Genomic DNA, 20653 nt, shown 5'->3' on the forward strand with positions numbered 1-20653 from the left:
TGCAAGGACCGACATGGAACGCCCTGAAGCATTCGCCGCCAATCAGGCCTTGGCGTCGAACAAAAGACTGTTTACATCGCTCAGGCTGTGAGCAATCCGCAACGCCTCTTCCGAGGGCAGCTGGCGAATCAGCTCTCCAGTCTCGCTGGCGATGACCTTGACCACGATCTTGCCGGATTCTTCGTCCGTGGAGAACTCCAGGTTGCGACGGGTCGAACTGAGAAACTTCTCGATTTCCGAAACGGCCTTTTTCACCTTTTCGGCATCATGTGTACCTTCCGCAGCGGTAACCGCCTTGGGTTCCAGCGCATCGCTGCCACGCGGCACCTCGGCCGAGCGGGCGACCGGCTTGTCGACGACCGGGTCGGCCAGACGAGAAGTCGGGTAGGACAAGTTAAGCTTGACGCTCATGTCCATGATTTGCCACCTCGCAATGAAAAAGCGGGGGAAGCGCCTGAATGCGCACTCCCCCGCTGGTCACCATCAGCGATTACTGAAGCAGCTTCAGTACGGCGGATGGCAGCTGGTTGGCCTGGGCCAGAACCGAAGTCGAAGCTTGCTGCAGAGTCTGCTGCTTGGTCAACTGGGCAGTTTCAGCAGCGAAGTCGGTGTCCTGTACACGGCCACGGGCAGCTTCGGCGTTCTCGTTGATGTTCTGCAGGTTGTTGACGGTGCTGGTCAGACGGTTCTGCGAAGCACCCAGGTCAGCACGGGTGGTGTTGATGGTTTGCAGAGCGGCGTCGATGGCGTCCAGAGCAGCGTTCATGCTGGCTTCGGCTTCGGCGCTGGTCGAACCGGTGATCGCGATGGAAGCCGAGTCAACGCTCAGGGTCTGGGCATCGAAACCGCTGTCCAGGCTGATGCTGATCTGGTTGTTGGCACCGGAGTTGGAGCCGACCTGGAAGGTCAGGACACCAGCGGTACCGTCCAGCAGGTTCTTGCCGTTCAGCTGGGTCGACTTGGCGATACGGCTCAGCTCGTCGGACATTTGTGCGAACTCTTTGTTCAGAGCTGCACGGTCTTGGGTGCTGTTGGTGTCGTTTCGCGACTGGACTGCCAGTTCACGCATACGCTGCAGGATGTTGGTCTGCTCTTGCATCGCGCCTTCAGCGGTCTGGGCGATGGAGATACCGTCGTTGGCGTTTTTGATAGCCATGGTCTGGCCACGGATCTGCGAGGTCATGCGGGTAGCGATCTGCAGGCCGGCGGCGTCGTCTTTGGCGCTGTTGATTTTCAGGCCGGAGGACAGACGGGTCATCGAGGTGCTCAGTGCATCGGAAGCACGGTTCAGGTTTTTCTGAACGCCCAGAGAGGTGGTGTTGGTGTTGACGGTCAAAGCCATGACGAATTCCTCGTTGGATTGGGTACTACGGCTTCCGGCCTTGGCAATTCGCCGGGTGTGGCACAGAGAACCTTCGTAATAGTTATCTTCGTCAGGGCGGCTTTCTTTAGCGATTTTTCGAAAAAATTTGCTGGCATCCTGCCAGCTCAATGAAATCAAGGAATTGACGCCAGATTACAGGCGTGAAGTGTGCAACTCGGATAAAAAAAACGCCGCCTGGAAGCGGCGGCGCCTGGATCAGCGACAAGCAGTCAATCACGCCGCTCGATGATCGCCGACCCCCAGGACAGGCCCACACCGAAACCACTCAAGGCCACCCGTTTGTGCTGAGAGCCGATCACGTGCTTTTCAAGCAGCAGCGGAATACTCGACGAAACGGTATTGCCGGTCTCGACCATATCCTTGACGAACTTCTGCTTATGCTCGCCTTCGACGAAGCGCGCCGAGACAGCATCGACGATCGCCGCGCTGCCCTGATGCAGACAGTACAGATCGATGTCGCCAGCCTCCAGAGCACTGGCTTCCAGCAGCTGCTGCAAATGCGCCGGCACTTTCACCAGCGCGAAATTGTAGACCTGGCGGCCGTTCATGAAGAACTTGCCATCGGTGGTCCGCAGGTGCTCGGCACCGCCACCGTCACTGCCGAAGAGCGACTTGCCCAACTGCCAGGCAGCGCCTTCGCCCATCCAGGTGGCCGTGGCGGCATCGCCGAACAGCATGGTGGTATTGCGGTCTTCGGGATCGACGATCTTCGAATAGGGATCGGCGGTAATCAGCAGGCCACTTTTCAGCCCGGCGGCTTCCATGAAGCCTTTCATCGCGTACAGGCCATAGACGTAGCCGGAGCAGCCCAGCGAGATGTCGAAGGCAGCCACGGCGGTCGACAGGCCAAGCTTGTGCTGGACGATCGCTGCGGTGTGCGGCAGGCCTTCGGCATCGCCGTTCTGGGTGACCACGATCACCGCGTCGATGGCTGCCGGGTCGAGCGACGGATTGGCAGCGAACAGGTTCTTCGCAGCCTCTACGCAGAGGTCGGAGGTTTCCTGGGCGGTTTCCTTGCGCGGCAAGAAGGTCGAGCCGATCTTGCCGAAGATGAAATCCTGGTCCTTGCCGAATTTCGCGCCCTGCGCGTAGTTGTCCACGCCTTCAGTGGGCACGTAACTGGCGATGCTTTTAATGCCAATCATATGGCTTCCCAATTCAGTAACAGCGAAATACCCGCCAAGGCCAAACGGCAAAACGCCAGGCGATACGGGTGGCTCCCGATCCCTGACGGCTTGTCCGGGGGCAACGCGGCGGTTCCCGGTTTCGACAATATACAGTGAAGATGCGCGTTCTGACTCTTAAGTCACGCTCTTTTTGTCGAATCGACAAACTGGGTAAGCTGGGGCCGCTTTGCAGCCCTAAGCGGGCGCGCCCGCTCCCACAGATTTGCTGCCGGGATCAGAAAACGCGCGATCCCGGCGGGAGCGAGTGCTGCGACGCAGCCTTGCCTTCAAGCGATCAGAGCCTGCCACTCGACCCGGCTTTGCGGGTCCAGGGTGAACAGCGCCGCGCCACGGCTGTGCCCGGCGTTGTAGAACGGGTCCTGCACCTGCGGTGCACAGGGCAGTGCGTCCAACCGGCCATGGCGCACCACCTGGGCCTGGGGCGTCCAGACCACCATCAAGCCGACCCCGGATACACTCAGGCAGGCAGCCACCTGGGCAGCGCGAATGCTCGCTGACTGCTCATCCAGCCCGCCCAGTGCCCGCAGCACTTCGGCCCGCACCATCAGGCAACCAGACACGGCCGATACGTTGTGCTCCACCTGCAAACGCTGCAGGTAGCCCGGTGCATCCTTGGCCACCCCTTGGAAAGCCGGGCGAATACCCGCCTCGCCCGCCAGCACCAGCCCGGCCTCGGCCACCCTGCCGTCGCTGCCAAGCAGCTTGCCGCCAACCACCCCGACCTCCGGGCGCTGGGCCTGGTTGAGCAGACCTTCCAGCCAGTTGGCATTCAACACCTCAGCTGCACTATCGAGCATCACCAGATACTCGCCCTGCGCCTCGCGGCTGGCCAGGTTGAGCATGGCGACCGGCGCCATGGCCTGCTCGCTGCGGATAACCCGCACACGGCTGCCAGCGGCCACCAGGCTGGCCAGCCATTCGCGCAACTGCGGCGACTGGCTGGCGTTGTCGGCGATGACGATCTCGTGGTTCTGGTAACGCGTGCGCTGCAGCACGCTGACCAGACACGCCTGCAAATCTTCGGCATTGTCCTGGCAGTGCAGGAGAATCGAAACCGACGGTCGCTCGGCATGCCGATAGTCGATCTGGTGAGTGCCCGGGTGCACCGAACCCACCACGGCAGCATAGCCACGCTGAGCCAAGCGACGGGTCAGCACCGCCCGCTCCTGGTCCTGGCTGTCGAGCGCTGGCGCGTCACAGATCAACAGCGGCTCGGCAAGGTGGGCCAAGCCGGCCAGGCCTTCATCACCGATCATGCGTAGCAGCAGGTCGAATTCCAGCGCCAGCGGGTACTGACTGTCGAAGCCACCTGCCGCCAGCAGCAGATCACGGCGCAGCAACCAGTGACGCGCCATCACCCCCGGCACGCTCTGCAGCAGGTCGAGACTGGTGCCAGGCCGCAGTACTTCACGCAGACGACCATCAGCCTGCACCTGCACCTCATCCATGGCTACCGCGCGAATGCCTTCGGTACCCAGCAGTTCGAGGCTGGCCCGTAGCAAGCCGCTGGCGGTGAAACGATCGCCCGCTTCGGCCAGCACCACCCAGTCGGTATCCAGCTGGGCGACCGCCTGGTTGATCTGGCGAACGTAATCTTTCGTGTCGGCCTTGACGAAGTGCACGGTCTGCCCGGCATTGGTCGCCATTGGCAGGTCGCCACCGGTCAGTACCACCACCTTGAAGCGGCGGCACGGTCCGGCCATCAGGCTGTCGAAGGTGGCCTGCAGCTTGTCCATCTGCGCGCCCAGGTCGAGCAGCACGATACCGAAGCTTGGACCACCGTCGGCTGCAGCCAGACGCTGCCGGGCCAGGCTTGACTGCTCGGCGTCAGGCTTGCGCGCTTCCAGCCAGTTCAACAACTGGCCGGAAGGCAACGATGCGAGCAGCGCCTGGCTGTCATAGCTCGGCAACGCCTCGAGCCGGGCCAGCCAAGGCCGCAGCGGTGCGGCCTCGGCCTCGTCGCCGGCCGCTTCCAGCGAGGCCAACAGGCGCTCCACCACCACCCGGTTGAAAGGGCTCAGGGCCAGTGCCTGCCACAGCCGCGCGCGGATGGTGCGCTCGTTGTCATTGGCATTGACTTGCATCAGCGTCTGCTGACGCACCAGGATAGCTTCGAGCTCACGCAGCTGGAGGCGCCCGCAAGGCATGGCATGAATCAGGAATTCCAGTTGCGCCAGCAGGTCGAACATCGGCTGGTTGTAGAACGGCATTTCGACGAACTGCTGCTTGCCGAAGATGCGCAATGGCTCGGGGGTTGGCACGTTCCAGCGCGAGGTGACAATCATGCAGCCATGCAAGGCACGACCGCTGAGCAAGCCCTCGGCCATGGCCTGGAAGCCTTCCAGCGCCACCTGTTGCACCTGCTCGGCTCCCAGGCAGCTGAGGGCCGTCGGGATCGACGCGAGGAACGCGGCGAAGCGCTCACGCTCCTGGCAACTGCGCTCGTCGCGGTTGGCCAACACGGTGAGCACGTTGGTGTTGTGGTCCGAGCCGCCCAGGTTGGCTTCACGCACTGCGTACGGAATCGGCAGGATACGCGCCTTGGCATTGGCCAACAGGTAGAAGGTGTGGCCAATCTCCTGCCACTCGAAGCTGGTGCCCGCCGGCAGCAGCGCGTACCACTGCAGCAGCAGGTCGGTGCGGGTAACCGCATAGAATGGCGGCAGGAACTGGCCCATGAACTCGACCAGACGTTGGGCCGGGTCGTCGCTGCAATAGTCTTCCTGCACGCGTTTGTCACGCCGGTAGAAGTGCACCTCGGTACCGTGCCCCACGTACATCATGCCGTAGCCATGGCACACGCCGTAGTCCGGGTGCTCCTCAAGGAACTGCACCGACCGGGCCATGCCATCGAACAGCAGGAAGTCGTCATCTGCGGCAAAGGTCATGAACGGCGTGCGGACTTCGTTCACACCATAGGCGAGTTTTTCCTGCAGCCCTTTGTAGGTGTACTGCGGCAGGTGGCGGTAATCCACCTGCGGGTAGTCCGCCTGCAGGGTGGCATCGGCCTGGCTGGATGAATCCAGCACGAGGATGCTTGCCGGAAAATCGCGATAGTAGTGCAAGGCCCGGCGCAGGAACGCCGGACGATTATGGGTGATCAACACCACGGTGAAACGCTCGCGCAGCGAGCGGTCGATGAGCGGGGTATCCTGAAGTTGCATGAAGACGTTCCTGCTGGTGACCTGGGGTGAGAATCAACGCACGCGGCGCAGATAGCCGTCCGGCGCCACGGTAAGCAGCAGTTTGTCCTGCACCTGACGGTCGATCTCGAAGTCGCTGTTCTCTTTCAGGTACTGCCACACGGCGGTCTTCGGGTTGTCCCCATGGCCCCATGGGCGGTCCGGGAAGAAGTCGGCCGGCATATCCTCGACCACGGTGTCCATCACCACGCAGTAGCTGTCCACCGACACCAGCGGCGCATAGGCACGCAGCTCCTCGAGCACGTGGTCGTGGGTGTGGTTGGAATCGAGCACGACGATGACCTTCTTGCCTTCGGCCAGCTGGCGCACCTTGGCGACCATCTCCGGGGCGATGCTCGAGCCTTCGAACATGGTGATGCGGTGCGCCATCGGGTGCTCTTCGATGGCCTTGCGGTTGTGCGGGCGGATGTCGACGTCGATGCCCAGCACCTCGCCATGGCCCAGCAGTTGCAGCAGCGAGGCGTAGTAGATGATCGAACCGCCATGGGCGATGCCACACTCGATGATCAGGTCCGGCTTGATGCGCCACACCAGCTCCTGCATGGCGATCATGTCCTGGGGCAGCTGGATGATCGGCCGGCCCATCCACGAGAAATGGTAGCTGTACTTGTGCCTGGCCGATTCGTTGAACAGGTCGCGGGCCAGGCCCTGGAGCTTCTGGTCCTGGCCCTGGGCGGCGATCTGCTCGTTGCACTCGGCGACGAAAGCCTGATGGACGTTGCTGTCAGTCATGGTAGCGGTCTCTGCAAAGGTCATTGGAACGCGGCGTCATCGACCGCGTGATAGACGAAACGGTTGCCGGTATCACGGCGGATCTCGTCCAGGTAGTTGGAGTTCATCACGAATATCTGCGCGCCATCAGGCAGCGTCGCCAGCGCCTCTTCGGGCGACGACACGCGCAAGCCGCTCAGCGGCAGGTGGCGGCCCTGCTTGGCCGGGTTGATGTCGATCACATGGTCTACCTGTACCCCGGCACGCTGCAGGTACAGCGAATAGATCACGCCCTTGGACGATGCGCCCCAGATCGCCGCGCCGCGCCCGGCATGCTCGCGCAGCAACGCCTGGCCGCGCTCGAGGCTGGCGCTGAAGCCTGCCGGCAGCTGCAGGCACTGGCCGTCGAACGCGGGCTCGCGCAGGCTGGCCAGGTCGGCGACGATGTACAAGTACTGGCCGTTGAACAGGTGCCCGGCCTCCAGCACACGGCCGAAGCAGCGGCGCAGATCGTCCAGGCGGAAGTAGTTGACGTGCTCGTAGAACAGGTCGAACCAGGCGCGATGTTCGAGGATCCAGTCCAGGCACGGCACTTCGATGTAGATCAGGCCGCCCTGGTTGGCATCGGCGATGGCGCCGAGAAACGCCAGCGGGTCAGCGATATGCTCCAGCACGTGACGCAGCACCACAGCATCGGCCGATAGCCCCAGCGCACGAGTGAACGACGCCTTGATCACGTCCGGGTTGTCGCCTTCGTAGGCCGGGTCGATACCGGTCACCACATGTCCGCGCTGGCGCAGCAGTTCGAGGAAGTAGCCCTTGCCGCAGCCCACCTCGATCAGGCGCTTGCCGGCGAAGTGCCGGGCGACCAGCCCTTCAACTTCATCCAGGTGGCGCTGGAAAGCCGGCGAGAGGGCCTGCTCGTTCTGATAGTCGCTGTCATAGCGCAGCAAGGATCCGTCGAAGGCCTGGTTGTACACCAGGCCGGTGCGCTCATCCTGAACCAGGCACATGTCGCCACTGGCCGATGCCCGCGCGCTGGCGGCATCGGCGAAGGTACGGTTCTGCAGCACGGGCAGGCCGGCTGCGTGGTACAACTCATAGGCCATGGGGCGCTCCCTGGGCAGCCAACAGCTGCGTGAGTCGGTCGGTCACGGCCCAGAACGCCATTGGCTCGTGGGTCGAATACGGGTAATGGCCAAGGTTCAGCGCAAGCTCCACCCCGCGTTCACGCAGGCGCTGCTCGACCAGGCTGCGCACCGCTACCGGCCGGCCACTGGCGCAGTTGACCACCCCAGAGAAATCGCGGCAGTGCAGCAGGCCGGCCAACTGGCGCGCAGCCTCGGTGATCGGTTGGAAGTCGCGCAATTGCTCGCCGCCGGACATGTCGAAGGCCGCTGCAGCACTGTCGATGGCACGCTCGAGCGCAGCCAGCAGGCTGTTAGGGTTCTGCCCCTCACCATGCAGGTAGAACAGCCGCGCCCATTGCAAGGTGAACGGCTGGTGCATCTGCAGCGCCTGGAGGAACTGGTGCAGGCTGTGCTTGGCCAGGCCGTAGGGGTTGGCCGGGCGCGCCAGGCATTGCTCGTCCAGCGGGCCGCTCTGCATGCCGTATTCGAAACAGGTGCCGGTGACCAGCACCTGCTGCACACCGGCCTCGACCGCATGCTTGATGAAGCGGTAGTCGGCCATCAGGTTCTGCTCCAGGTGGAACAGCGCCTGGTAGTTCGGCAGCCCCGGCCAGGCCAGATGGGCCAGTGCATCGATACCGTCGACCCAATTGGCGACCTGCCCGGCATCCGCCAGCTGCAGGTCACCGGGTACGAACTGCACCTGCTCGAACCACGGCATGCTGCGCGCACGCTCCTCGTCACGCGCCAGGGCGCGTACACGGCAACCACGCGCCAGCAACTCTGCCACCAGATGACGGCCAACGAAACCGGTGGCGCCAGTCACCAGTACATGCAACACGGTCATAGCACGGTCAACTCGGGCACGGCGATGACGAACTGGCCGCCCCACTCGCGAATGCAGGCCTGCTGCTCGCTGACTTCGTGCAGCAGGTTCCAGGGCAGCACCAGCACATAGTCCGGCTGATCCTCGGCCAGGCGCTCGGGCGCCACCACCGGAATGCGGCTGCCGGGCAGGAACTTGCCCTGCTTGTGCGGGTTGGCGTCGGCCACCCAGGCCAGCAGGTCGGCCTTGACCCCGGCATAGTTGAGCAGGGTATTGCCCTTGGCCGCGGCACCGTAGCCAACCACCCGCTTGCCGGCGGCCTTGGCCTCGAGCAGGAAGCGCAGCAACTGCAGTTTGATACGCTCGGCGGCAGGCGCCAGGGTTGCGTAGAAGCCGGCGCTGCGCACGCCCACATCCTCCTCCAGCGCCAGCAGGCTGGCGACGGCCGGCTCCACGGCACGGCGCTGGCCATCGGCACGCTGCACGAACACTCGCAGTGAACCACCGTGGGTCGGCAGCTCCTGCACGTCGAAGACTTCCAGGCCGTTGCGCTGGCAGAGGAACTGCACCGCGGTCAGCGACAGGTAGGAATAGTGCTCGTGGTACAGCGTGTCGAACTGGTGCTCGGCAATCAGCGATAGCAGGTGCGGGAACTCGAAGGTGGCCACGCCGGCCGGTTTGAGCAAGGTGGCGAAACCGCCGAGGAAGTCATTGATGTCCGGCACATGGGCGAGCACGTTGTTGGCCGCCATCAGGTCGGCACCCCACCCCTCTGCCAGCAGTTGCGCGGCCACTTCGCGGCCGAAAAACACTTCGCGGATCGCCAGGCCCTTGGCCCGCGCTGCATCAGCGGTGCTGCGGGTCGGCTCGATGCCCAGGCAGGGAATGCCGCGCCGGGCCACGTACTGCAGCAGGTAGCCATCGTTGGCGGCAATCTCCACCACGCGGCTGTCGGCGCTCAACACAAAGCGCTCGGTCATGCTCGCCACGTAGGCCTCGGCATGAGCCAGCCAGGAGCTGGAATAGGAGCTGAAGTAGGCATAGTCGGCGTCGAACAGCTGCTCGGCGCGGGTGTAGTCCTCGGTCTGCACCAGCCAGCATTGCTCGCACACCGCCACCTTCAACGGCACCCACTGCTCGGCCTCGGCCAGTTGCTCGGGGCGCAGGTAGGCATTGGAGGGCGGCGAGGTGCCCAGATCGATCAACGGCAAGTGCAGGGCGCTGCCACAACCACGGCAATTCATACGGTCACTCCGGTAAAGCGGTCGTCCAGCCAAGGATGCATCTCATCCCGGGCCGAGAGGTTGATCACAGGCAACGGCCAGGCGATTGCCAGGCGCGGGTCGAGCACCGACAGCCCGCCTTCGTGTTCCGGGGCATAGTCGGCGCTGTGCAGGTAGAGCAGCTCGGCGTCGTCACTCAGGGCCTGGAAGCCGTGGGCGAAGCCGGCCGGCACCAGCAAGCTGCTGCCCTGCCCGGCCTTGAGGTGTTCGGCATGCCAGTGCAGGAAAGTCGGCGAACCGGCACGCAGATCGATCACCACATCCCACACCTCACCCTGCAGACAGGTGATGTACTTGCTCTCCGGCTGCGGCCCGGCCTGGTAATGCAGGCCACGCACGCTACCGCGCTCGCGGGTCAGCGATCGGTTGATCTGGCGGATGTGGAACGGCGCGCCGAAGCGTTCCAGGCTGTCTTCGCAATACAGCCGCGAAAAGGCGCCACGGGCGTCTTCAACACGGCGATGTTCGATGCGAGCCAGGCCCGGCAACGGCAAGGGGTGCAGGCTGTACTGGCTCACAGCAACTCCTGGTACAGGCTCAGCTGGGTGAGGCTGACCGCACGCATGTCCATGCCCTTCTGCCAGGCGAGGTGCCAGCCCAGGGTCTGCTCCAGGCATTCGTTGAGCGTCCAGCGCGGGCGCCAGGCCAGCTGCTGGCGGGCACGCGAGCTGTCCAGGCGCAGCAGCCCGGCTTCGTGCAGGTCGCTCTTCTCGAAGTTGACGCCGGGTGCCTGCGGCCATTGGCCGGCCAGCAACTGCACCACTTCACCGACGCTGCACATGTCATCGTCACCGGGGCCGAAGTTCCACGCGCCGGCAAAGCGCTGGCCCTGCTCGTACAGGCTGGCCGCCAGTTGCATGTAGCCGGCCAGCGGCTCCAGGGCGTGCTGCCAGGGGCGCACCGCCTGGGGGAAGCGCAAGATCACCGGCTCACCGGCGGACCACGCCTTGAGCACGTCGGGGATCAGCCGCTCGGGCGAGAAGTCGCCGCCACCGAGCACGTTGCCGGCACGCGCAGTGGCCAGGCTCAGGCCATGTTCGGCATGGCGCTCGGCCGGGAAGAACGACGCGGCATAGGACTGCGCGAGGATCTCGCAGCAGGCCTTGCTGCTGCTATAAGGGTCGTGCCCACCCAACGCTTCGTTCTCGCGATAGGGCCAGGCCCATTCCTGGTTGGCGTACACCTTGTCGGTGGTAACCACCACGCAGGCACGCACGCCGCCGGCCTGGCGCACCGCTTCAAGCAGGTTGAGGGTACCCATGACATTGGTCGAATAGGTGCCCAGCGGATCGCGGTAGCCTTCGCGGACCAAGGGCTGGGCCGCCAGGTGCAGGACGATTTCCGGCTGCACTTCGGCGACTAGCTCCAGCAGCACAGCCAGGTCGCGCACGTCGCCACGGCGGTCATCGATGCCCTCGCCGACCCGCGCCAGCTCGAACAGGCTCGGCTCGGTCGACGGGTCGAGGGCAAAGCCGGTGACCTGGGCACCCAGGCTGTGCAGCCAAAGCGCCAGCCAGCTGCCCTTGAAACCGGTGTGGCCAGTGAGCAGGACGCGCTTGCCGGCCCAGAACGCAGGGCTCAGGCCCACTGCTTCCATGGCGCCTCCCCACTGATCCACAACTGTTCCAGGTGGTTCTTGTCACGCAGGGTGTCCATTGGGTGCCAGAAGCCGTCATGGGCAAAGGCATGCAGTTGCCCCTCGCAGGCCAGGCGCGATAATGGCTCGGCTTCCCAGGAGGTGGCATCGCCATCGATGTACGGCAACACTTCAGGCGACAGCACGAAGAAGCCGCCATTGATCCAGCCGCCATCACCGCGTGGTTTCTCGGTGAAGCCCAGTACCTGGTCGCCATCGCGTTGCAAGGCACCATAGCGGCCTGGCGGCTGCACGGCTGTGACCGTGGCGAATTTGCCGTGAGCATGGTGGAAGTCGACCAGCGCGCCGATGTCGATGTCGGACACGCCATCACCATAGGTGAAGCAGAATGCCCGCTCCCCTTCCAGGTAGCGCGCGGCGCGGCGCAGGCGGCCACCGGTCATGGTCTCCTCACCGGTGTCGACCAGTGTCACGCGCCATGGCTCGCTGTAGTTCTGGTGCACGTCCATTCGGTTGGCGCGCATGTCGAAGGTCACGTCGGAGGTGTGCAGGAAGTAGTTGGCGAAGAAGTCCTTGATCGCGTAGCCCTTGTAGCCCAGGCAGATCACGAAGTCGTGGATACCGTGCGCCGAATACTGCTTCATGATGTGCCAAAGAATTGGCTTGCCACCGATCTCGATCATCGGTTTTGGCTTCAGGTGCGACTCTTCGCTGATGCGCGTGCCGAGACCACCCGCCAGAATGACTGCCTTCATCGATTTCCTCATGTACTTCGCGCCCCCGGACCACCAGGGTGAAGGATTTATGGCGATATCGATGGGGTATTGCAGGAAATGCGCCAACCTGCAAAAAAGCCGGGGCCGCTTTGCGGCCCCAGTTGCTATCAGGCGAAAATCAGTCCGCCAACCAGCCCCACTCCCAGTGGCGCAGGTTGTCGTCACGCAGCACAAAGTCGCGCATCACCGCCTCACGCAACTCGTCACCCAGGCGGTAGCTGGCCGCCGGGTCGGCCAGGTGCGAGCGGATCGCCTGCAGCCACTCCTCGGTGCTGTTGCTGTATACGCGCGTGCAGGGCAAGTAGCCGCGGTAGGCCTCGGTGTCGGTGCAGATGGTCGGGTAACCGCAGGCACCGTACTCCAGCAGCCGCAGGTTGCTCTTGCAGTCGTTGAAGATGTGGAATTCCAGCGGCGCCAGGGCCAGGTCGAGGTTCAGGCTCGCCAGCTTGGCCGGGTAACGCGCCAGCGGCACACCCGGGTGATACTCATGGATGTAGGGCTTGAGCGCCTCGGGGCACATGCCGAAGAACACCCATTCCACCTCACCGGCCAGCTCGCGCACCACCTCGGCGATGATCTCCAGGTCGCCGCTGTGGCTGGTACCGCCGCCCCAACCCACCCGCGGCTTGCTGGAAGCGCCACGGCGGCTGGCTGGCAGGTTCGTCCACAGGTGTGGTGCCAGCATGTTCGGCACCACCCGGATATCGTCATGCATGTCCGACAGCGCATTGGCCAAGGCCTGGGTAGTCACTACCACCCGGTCGCACAGGCTGATGCCACGGCGAAGGTGCTGCTCGATGTCAGCTGGCTTGTTGCGCGCATGGGTGTTCTTTTTCGGCGCGCTGAGCACGTAATCGTCAATTTCGAAGATGCGCCGGGCATTGGAGAAGCGGGCGATGCGTTCAATGTCGCGCACCGAGTCATCGTTATGCCGCAACTGCAGGATGATCACGTCCGGGTCCATGCGCGCCAGTTGCACCACGGTCGGCGACTCGTAGACCACACGCCCGACCACGCGCCCGGCGGCTTCCAGCTGTTTGAACGGCTGTTCGACCCGATAATGGCCCACCGCACTGTCGTTGATCGGCAACCCCAGCACCGACGGCAAGGCCCGGGCGCACAGCGGGCTCCAGCTGCCACGCAGGCTCGGCTCGAGGCTGAAGTCGCCGCTGGACAGCCCCAGGTTAGGGTTATAAGCCGGGTCGCGCACCACCTTGCTCAGCCAGCGCTCGCAGAACACCTGCTGCTGTTCCAGCAATGCGTCCTGGCCAAGCCCATCGATTGTGGTCGTCGCTTCCCGCTTGAGCAGCACGGCATAGGGCGTGCCGACCACCAGGTAACCGCACGCCCCCGCACGCAGGCACAGGTCGAGCTCGGCCATACCCTGGCTCAGCGGTTGGGCACCCAGCCCCCCCAGCTCTGCGAACACCGCCTTACGCACCATCAGGCAATCGCCGCCGACAGCGCTCCAGTCCTGTACCACCTGCAAGCGTTGCAGGTAACCGCGCGACTGCGCATCTTCCCCGGCGAAGGCCGGGCCGGCCACGCTGGAAACCCCCAGCACCCGGCCCGCGTCGACCACCCGCCCCTGGGCATCGACCAGCTTGGCGCCGACCACCGCCACCTCCGGGCGCTGGGCATGCTGGAGCATTTCGTCCAGCCACTGGCCGTCGAACACCTGCACGCTGGCATCGAGCAACAACAGATAGTCACCGCACGCCTGGGCCGCAGCGGCATCAAGCAGCTGACTGCGCGAACTGCCGAGCGCCCGGACTACGCGCAGCATGCCTGCACCGAGCTCGCTCATGGCCTGCAGCCAGCCGTCCACGTCGGCCGCCACGGTCGGCCCGGCCACCAGTAGTACCTCGTAGCGGCCATAGGCTGTGCGCTCGATCAGCCCTTCGACACAGGCCTGCAGGCCTGCCAGGTCACTGCCGACAGGAACGAGGATCGATACCTGTGGGGTACCGGCATGCAAGTAGTCGACCCGATTGAGCAAAGTCAGGTCGTCATGCCGGATCCGATGCGCCACGCCCAGCCGCTGCAGATGTGCGGCCAACACCGGTTCGCTCTGGGCGATCACTTCCGGCAGCGACAGCCAGCTGGCGAAGCTGAACTCCGATTGCACCTGGATTTCGGCAATGTGTTCGATCACCTGCAGGCCACGGGCTTCGACCAGGCGCCAGAGCAGGTCATGCGGTGCCAGTTCGGCAAAGCCGGCATCGAAACCGCCGAGGTCGAGAATCGCCTCGCGGGCGAAGGCCAGGGTGCGGCCGACATAGGGGTAACTACGCAACAGATCGAGGTTGAAGTCCGGTTTGAACACCGGTTCGCCCGGCTGGTCATCGAGCCAGGCCCCTTCATCGCTGTAGGCGCACGCCAGGTTGGGGAATACCGCGGCACGTTCGGCCAGCAGCAGAATGGCCGACTCGGCGAGCCGGTCACCGGCACGCAGCAGGTAGATCCAGTCGGCGTCGTGCAACGAGGCCAGCAACTGGTTCAACTGCTCGGGCCAGTCGCTTTGCAGCGGCTGGTGCACCAGCGGGATCGGGCTGGCAGGCACGGCATCGGCCAACACCACGCACGCATGCACCGGGTACAACTGCCCGGCCAGGCTGTCGAGGGTGCGCCCCAGGGCCTGGGCGTCACCTTGGGTATCCAGCACCACCGGTACGATGCGCGGCTGACGTGGCCAGGCCGCTACCGCCTGGGGCAGCAGCCCCCGTTGCACGTCGCTGAAGCGGCGCGCCGCCAACCACTGCTGATAAAGCTCGGCATAGCTTTCGCACTCGCTGCCCACCCGGCCACCCAGGCGGGTCTGCCAGTTGCTGATGATCCGTGCCACACACAACTCCTGCCATTGTCGCGGCTGCTGCTGCGCCTCGGTCAGTGGCACGTAGCGCACCCAACCACTGGCGGGCGCGGCTTCGCCGCTGCGCGCCGCGAGCATCTGCATCATCCAGCGCCACTCCTGCGGTGCGGCCTGGACCAGCGCCTCCTGCTTGCTCAGGCGTTGCGGGTGCAGCCGTTCGATCAGACCCGGCTCACTGAGCATGACCATGTTGCCGCGACGCATCAGGCAGGCGAACAGCGCCAGGTCCAGCAGCGCGACGAAGCTCATGCCATCGCTGGTGAGCGCCTGCAACCACTCCAGTGCCTGCTCGCGGCGCATCAGCGCCGCCGAGAAATTGCCCAGGAAGTTCACTGGCCGGCCGTCGAGCATGGCCAGCATGTCTTCGCCCTTGAACAGGCTGTCGACATTGGCGAAGCGCGCATTGGCGATGCGCATCGGCAGGATGAAGTTGTTCTCGTCGCATAGCACACGCTGGGACAACACCAGGCCGACTTCGTCGTGCTCCAGCAAGGCCTTGGCCTGGTGCGTCACGCACTGCGGGAACAGGCGATCGTCGTCGCACAGCACCTTGACCAGCGCGCCCCGGGCCAAGCCCACCGCCTGCATCAGGTTGGCGACAAAACCCTGGCGCAGGCTGTTGCGCACGTAACGCACGCAAGCGCGCAATTCGCCCTCGACAGCGTTGACGATGGCCTCGATCTCCTCGCCTTCGCTGTCGTCGCAGACTAGCACCTCCAGTGCCTCATAGGTCTGGCCAAGGGCGCTGTGCAAGGCCATGGCAAAGAACCGTGGGCTGTGGGCGGGGATGACGATACTGACGAGAGGCTTTTCGTTCACGTTGGCGACCTTGCAAAAAAAAAGTGCGCCGCACCTGACGGTGGCGGCGCACGATTGGCTACGCATGCAGCGCTATCAGATGTAGTTGACCAGCGACAGACCGGCAACCTTGGCATAGGCCTGCAACGAGGCCTGCAGCATGTTGGTCTGCATGGTCAGGCGGATCATCACTTCGGCCGGGTCGCTTTCGCGGATCGAGCTCTGGGTCTTGGTGTTCTCGGCGCCCAGCGCCGAGTTGGTCTCGGCCTGAACATCCAGCGCCTGACCACGGCCGCCGATCGAGGCGATCGACGAGGTCACCTGGTTGGTGGCGCTGCCGATATTGCCGATGGCCGAGTCCAGCGCGGCCTTGAAAGCCTGCGCGGCCGCCGGGTCACCGTCGATCGGGGTGCTCAGCGCAGCGCGCAGCTGGCTGATGGTGTCGAGCACATTCTGGGTCTGGTGGGTATTGACCTTGATGGCAAACGAGTCACCGGCACTTGGCGCTCCCGACAGGTCGAACTGCACGCCCAGCACCGTGGCGGTGGTGCCGCTCAGGGTACCCGTGGAGATCGGCCGGCTACCGTCGCTGACCGGCGCGGTATACAGCTCGAAATCCGTGGCGCTGGTGAATTTGAGCACCGCGCCTTCGGGGAAGGCAGTCTTGTAGGCAGCCTGGTCGACCACCGAGGCACCGGTGACCTGGACCGACGAGGCATTACCCGGGCTGCGGGTGCTGCCGATCTGGTCCGCCTTGGAGGCCAGGCTGAAGGTGTGGCCGGCGATGGCAGCATCCGGATCGGCTTCATCACCGGCCTTGAAGCTGATGTCCAGGCGCAGGTCGACGCCACGGAAGCTGATTTCGGTGTTGTTGCCGTTCGGGTCGAACTTGCCGCCCTGGGTCGCCTCGAGGGTGACGTCATTGCCGCCGGCATCGGTGATCTTGAACTGTGTACTGCTGACGAACTCGATGCTGTAAGGCTCGCCACTGCGGAAGCGGTCGTTGTAGGTGGAACTGCCGGAGACCTGGCCGTTGGACAGGCTGACGCGGCCATCATCGGCGGCCGGCGCAGTCAGCCTGGTCTCGCTGCGACTGGTGTTCAGGGCCTGCTCGAACGCATCGTAGCCCGTTTCGTTAGAGGCCAGGCTGAGCATGTCGCCGACCTGCAACTTGAGCTGCGCCTGGTCCCCCTGGTAGGAGTAGGTGCCATCTGAATTGCGCACGTACGGCTGGGTATCACCCTTGGAGCCAGAAAAGAGGTACTTGCCGTCCTCATCCCTGCTGTTCATCAGAGTGAACAGTTGTTGCTCCAACGAGTCCAGTTCGGCGGCATTGGCCTTGCGGTCGTCGTCGGTGAAGCCGGCGTTGCCGGAGCTCACAGCCAGTTCGTTGACCCGCTGCAGGATGGTCCCGATGGACTTCAGTGTGCTTTCGGCAGTACCCAGGGCATTGCGCACGTTGACGATGTTGTCGCCGTACTGTTCGAGCATGCTCTGTTGTTGCTCGAGTTGCAGCAGGCGCGCGGCACCCACCGGATCGTCCTTGGCGGAGCGCACGCGAATGTTGTCGGTGGCCTCCTGCTGGGTCTTCACCGAGTTGGCGAAGTTGCGCTGATAGTTGGCCTGGTTGGTGTTGTAGAACTGCGAAGTAGAGATGCGTACGCTCACGATCTACGGCTCCTTAAAGACTGTTGATCAGGGTGGCGAAGGTTTCCTGGGCCGCCTTGATGATCTGCGACGACGCGGTGTAGTACTGTTGGAACTTGACCAGATTGCCGACCTCTTCGTCGACCGACACACCCGACAGACCGTTGCGGCTGTCCAGCGCCGAGGTGTGCAGCGCGTTGGTCGCGTCGCTGTCCATCTGTGCCTGGCCGGCCTTGCCGCCGACGCTGGAGACCAGCTTGGCGTAGGCATCGGTGAAGCTGATACCCTTGCCGTTGGCGCCGACCTCGACCGTGGATTTGCTCTGCAGGTCGATCACCGACTGGGCGTTGCGGTTGTCCGCCGAGCCTGCGCCGGACAGCGCCACGGTGTAGCTGTCGCCATTCTTCGGTGCGCCGGAAACGCTCATCTCGAAGGTGAAATTGCCACCCAGCGGGTTACCGCTGCCATCGACCATCGGCACCGACAGCTGCAGCTTGTTCTCCTGGCCCGGCACGATGGTGCCGCTGCCGATCTCGGTGCCCTTGGCGTCGTACATCTTGTAGGCCTGGGGCGAGCTGGTGTCGTCGCCGAACACCAGCTTGACCGGGGTTGAATATTTCAGGCCGGTCTGCAGTTGCGAACGCTGGGCGGCATCGTAGATGTCCATCTCCGAGGTCAGCGTCGGCTGGGTGATCACGCCGGTACCCTTGTTGCCCGAACCACTGGTAGCGGTCAGCGGCGAAGCCAGGGCCAGGCGCTTGGGGTCGGTAAGGACAGTCTCGATGCCTGCGGCCGCATTGCGGGTCGGGGTGATCTTGAAGCTGTCGCCAGCACTCAGGCCACCACCATTGAGCGACAGGGTGAAACCATCGATCACCGGAGGCGGCGTATCGGTGAGGTCGAAACTGCCCATGTCGGTGCCTTCAGGCAACTTGCGCACGCTGTAGCCAGTGGCGCTGGTGAACGTCACCTGATAGTCGCTGGTGCTCAGCTTGCCGGAGTCCTTGATGGTCACATCGAGGTTGCCGGAGCCGGCGCTGTTGCCGGTCTTGGCGATACTGCGCTGGCTGATGGCCGCGGCGCTGTTGATATCACCGAACAAGGTGGCACCGAAGTCACCGTTCTTGTCGATACCCTGGGCCAGCTGGCTGTTGATGGCATCGGCCACCACCAGGGCCACACGGCCCAGCTCGTTGAGCGCGGGGTCGAGGGTTTCCTTGCGGTAGCGGATCAGGCCGCCGAGTTCGCCACCGCTGGCGCTGCTGGTGATGTCCATCTTGGTCGAGCCGCGGTTGAGGATCAGGCTCATGCGGGTCGGGTCGGTCGCGCTGGGCTCCACGCCCAGGGTCTGGGTGGTCTTGCCCAGCACCAGGGCCTGGCCATTCTTCAGGTAGATGTCGTAGTTACCCTCACGCTCCACCACATCGGCGCCAATCAGCTTGCTCAGCTCACGCACAGCGCCATCACGCTGGTCGAGCAGGTCGTTGGGCTGGCCGGAAATGGAGCTGACACGGGAAATCTGGTCGTTGAGATCCGCGATGGTCTTGGTCAGGTTGTTCACCTGATCGGCGATCGACACCATGTTGGCGTTGATGTTGCTGTTCTGCTGGTTGAACTGCGCCGACAGGGTGTTGAAGCGCTTGGCCAGGGACTGCGCGCTAGTCAGCAGCAGTTGGCGCGAGGCGTCCTCGGTCGGCTTGGCCGCAGCATCCTGCATGGCGCTGAAGAAGCTCTTCAGTGCCGCAGTGATACCGGTGTCACTGCTCGACAGGGCGGTGTCCAGCGGCGTGATCTGATTCAGGTACGAGCTGGCATCGCTGCTCAGCGAGGTGGTGCTGCGCAGCTGGTTCTCGAGGAACGCGTTGTACACCCGGCGCACATCGGCCAGGGTGGTACCGCTGCCGATGAAGACCTGGCCGACTTGCTGCCCGCCCTTGGTCTTCTGCACGTTCTGCTGGCGCGAGTAGCTTTCGACATCGGCGTTGGCGATGTTGTTGCCGAGGGTGTACATCCCCGATTGCGCGGCGCCAAGCCCCGACATACCAATGTTGATCAGACTCGCCATGGTTCCATGCCCTTAAAGTTTCGTTGCAGTACCGAGCATTGCGTAGTGCTCGTACGACTTCATCTGTCTTGCGATCTGCGAGATCTTGCTGGCGTAATTCGGGTCGGTGGCGTACCCGGCCTTTTGCAACTCTTGCACGAACTGTTCTGGTTTATCGGCGGCCTTCACCGCATCTTGATAGCGCGAATTGTTCTGTAACAGGCTGACCAGGTCGTGGAAGCTGTCCTGATAAGAATCGTATGAGCGGAACGCCGCCGTCTCCTTGACGAACTGGCCATCACGGAACTCGCTGGTGATCGCCCGCGCCTCGCCGCCTTCCCAGTTGCCGGTCGCCTTGATGCCGAACAGGTTGTGGCTGCTGCTGCCATCAGTGTTGCGCATGACCGACTTGCCCCAGCCGGTTTCCAGGGCGGCCTGCGCCACCAGGTAGCGCGGGTCGATACCGATACGCCTGGCCGCCTGCTCGGCCATCGGCAGCATGGTGGCGACGAATTCATCACTGTCGGCAAAGGCCTTTTTCGGTGCCAGCGGCGGCTGGGCCACGGCACGCCCGAGGATGCGCAGGCCGTTGTCCGGCACGGCAAAGGCCTTGGCCACTTGCTGGCCGTCACGGGCAGGCACGCCAGCGGTGTTGGTGCTGGCCGCCGACGGCACGATACCGGCCAGCAGGCGCTCGGTGAGCTTGCTCGGCAGCGCCAGGCGCCGCGAATTGAGTGCGGCGACGTCGTTGCGCGTGGCGGTCATCTGGTCGGCACGTACGGGCTCGGCCACCTTGTTGCCCCACAGCGTCGGGGCATTGCCCTCGATACGCGGGAAAGGGCTGGTGTTGGCCGGCACGCTCTTGTTCTTCGACAGCTGGCGCACCAGCACGTCCTGCAACCCGATACCGCCGCCCTCGCGAGACATGCTCACGGCCAGCTGCTGGTCGTACATATCACGGTACTGCTTGACCGTCGCGGTGTTCATCGGGTTGTCGTCGGCCAGCACGTCGCTGGCCTTGCGCGAGGCCTTGAGCATTTCGCTGATGAACAGCGACTCGAACTCCTGGGCCACCTTGCGCACGTTGGCATCGCTGTCGCGGTCGCCATGCTTGAGCGAGCTGAGGCGGTTGAGGTCGGTATAGGCACCGCTGTCGGCAGCGCCGGAAACCAGGCTTTTGCTGTTCATCCGCACC

General features: G+C 64.0%; 15 protein-coding genes. All 15 read right to left on the reverse strand.

The annotated features are described in order from the left end of the window. Nucleotides 1-42: 42 nt before the first annotated feature. Nucleotides 43-417: a flagellar protein FlaG gene (locus FQ664_RS20380; protein WP_144174465.1), complete on the reverse strand. Its 375-nt coding sequence runs from the start codon at nt 415-417 to the stop codon at nt 43-45. Between the two features lie 73 nt (nt 418-490). After that, entirely contained in the window at nt 491-1342 is an 852-nt protein-coding gene (locus FQ664_RS20385) for a flagellin domain-containing protein (RefSeq protein ID WP_087503403.1), read from the reverse strand. Between the two features lie 251 nt (nt 1343-1593). Next, nucleotides 1594-2529 (reverse strand): ketoacyl-ACP synthase III, encoded by a 936-nt coding sequence (locus tag FQ664_RS20390; RefSeq protein WP_144174467.1) that lies wholly within the window; start codon nt 2527-2529, stop codon nt 1594-1596. Nucleotides 2530-2837: 308 nt separating this feature from the next. After that, nucleotides 2838-5735: a TIGR00180 family glycosyltransferase gene (locus FQ664_RS20395; RefSeq protein WP_144174469.1), complete on the reverse strand. Its 2898-nt coding sequence runs from the start codon at nt 5733-5735 to the stop codon at nt 2838-2840. A gap of 33 nt (nt 5736-5768) precedes the next feature. Beyond that, nucleotides 5769-6506, reverse strand: a complete 738-nt coding sequence (locus tag FQ664_RS20400) for a cephalosporin hydroxylase family protein (protein WP_144174471.1) — start codon at nt 6504-6506, stop codon at nt 5769-5771. Between the two features lie 20 nt (nt 6507-6526). Next, the gene (locus FQ664_RS20405; protein ID WP_144174473.1) at nt 6527-7594 is read right to left on the reverse strand and encodes a class I SAM-dependent methyltransferase; all 1068 of its coding nucleotides are present in this window, start codon (nt 7592-7594) and stop codon (nt 6527-6529) included. Beyond that, nucleotides 7584-8462 carry an NAD-dependent epimerase/dehydratase family protein gene (locus FQ664_RS20410; protein ID WP_144174474.1) on the reverse strand — a complete coding sequence of 293 codons (879 nt, stop codon included), beginning with the start codon at nt 8460-8462 and terminating at the stop codon, nt 7584-7586. The genes FQ664_RS20405 and FQ664_RS20410 overlap by 11 nt, the downstream gene beginning before the upstream one ends. Beyond that, nucleotides 8459-9685 (reverse strand): class I SAM-dependent methyltransferase, encoded by a 1227-nt coding sequence (locus FQ664_RS20415; RefSeq protein ID WP_144174475.1) that lies wholly within the window; start codon nt 9683-9685, stop codon nt 8459-8461. The genes FQ664_RS20410 and FQ664_RS20415 overlap by 4 nt, the downstream gene beginning before the upstream one ends. Then, complete coding sequence (locus FQ664_RS20420) at nt 9682-10242, reverse strand: dTDP-4-dehydrorhamnose 3,5-epimerase family protein (RefSeq protein ID WP_087502679.1); 561 nt, start codon at nt 10240-10242, stop codon at nt 9682-9684. The genes FQ664_RS20415 and FQ664_RS20420 overlap by 4 nt, the downstream gene beginning before the upstream one ends. Continuing rightward, on the reverse strand, nt 10239-11321 hold the full coding sequence (gene rfbG, locus FQ664_RS20425) for a CDP-glucose 4,6-dehydratase (RefSeq protein WP_144174476.1): 1083 nt from the start codon (nt 11319-11321) through the stop codon (nt 10239-10241). Before rfbG ends, FQ664_RS20420 begins: the two co-directional genes overlap by 4 nt. Then, nucleotides 11303-12076 carry a glucose-1-phosphate cytidylyltransferase gene (gene rfbF, locus FQ664_RS20430; RefSeq protein WP_144174477.1) on the reverse strand — a complete coding sequence of 258 codons (774 nt, stop codon included), beginning with the start codon at nt 12074-12076 and terminating at the stop codon, nt 11303-11305. The genes rfbG and rfbF overlap by 19 nt, the downstream gene beginning before the upstream one ends. A gap of 139 nt (nt 12077-12215) precedes the next feature. Then, a complete protein-coding gene (locus tag FQ664_RS20435) occupies nt 12216-15788 on the reverse strand; it encodes a glycosyltransferase (RefSeq protein WP_144174478.1) in 3573 nt (1190 codons plus the stop codon). 75 nt (nt 15789-15863) lie between these two features. Then, nucleotides 15864-17435, reverse strand: coding sequence for a flagellar hook-associated protein 3 (locus FQ664_RS20440; protein ID WP_144174479.1), 1572 nt, complete (start codon nt 17433-17435; stop codon nt 15864-15866). Nucleotides 17436-17448: 13 nt separating this feature from the next. Beyond that, the gene (gene flgK / locus FQ664_RS20445; protein ID WP_144174481.1) at nt 17449-19479 is read right to left on the reverse strand and encodes a flagellar hook-associated protein FlgK; all 2031 of its coding nucleotides are present in this window, start codon (nt 19477-19479) and stop codon (nt 17449-17451) included. Between the two features lie 12 nt (nt 19480-19491). Further along, nucleotides 19492-20646, reverse strand: coding sequence for a flagellar assembly peptidoglycan hydrolase FlgJ (flgJ, locus tag FQ664_RS20450; RefSeq protein ID WP_144174482.1), 1155 nt, complete (start codon nt 20644-20646; stop codon nt 19492-19494). Between the last annotated feature and the right edge of the window lie 7 nt (nt 20647-20653).

Source organism: Pseudomonas persica, from assembly GCF_900291015.1.
Lineage (GTDB): Bacteria > Pseudomonadota > Gammaproteobacteria > Pseudomonadales > Pseudomonadaceae > Aquipseudomonas.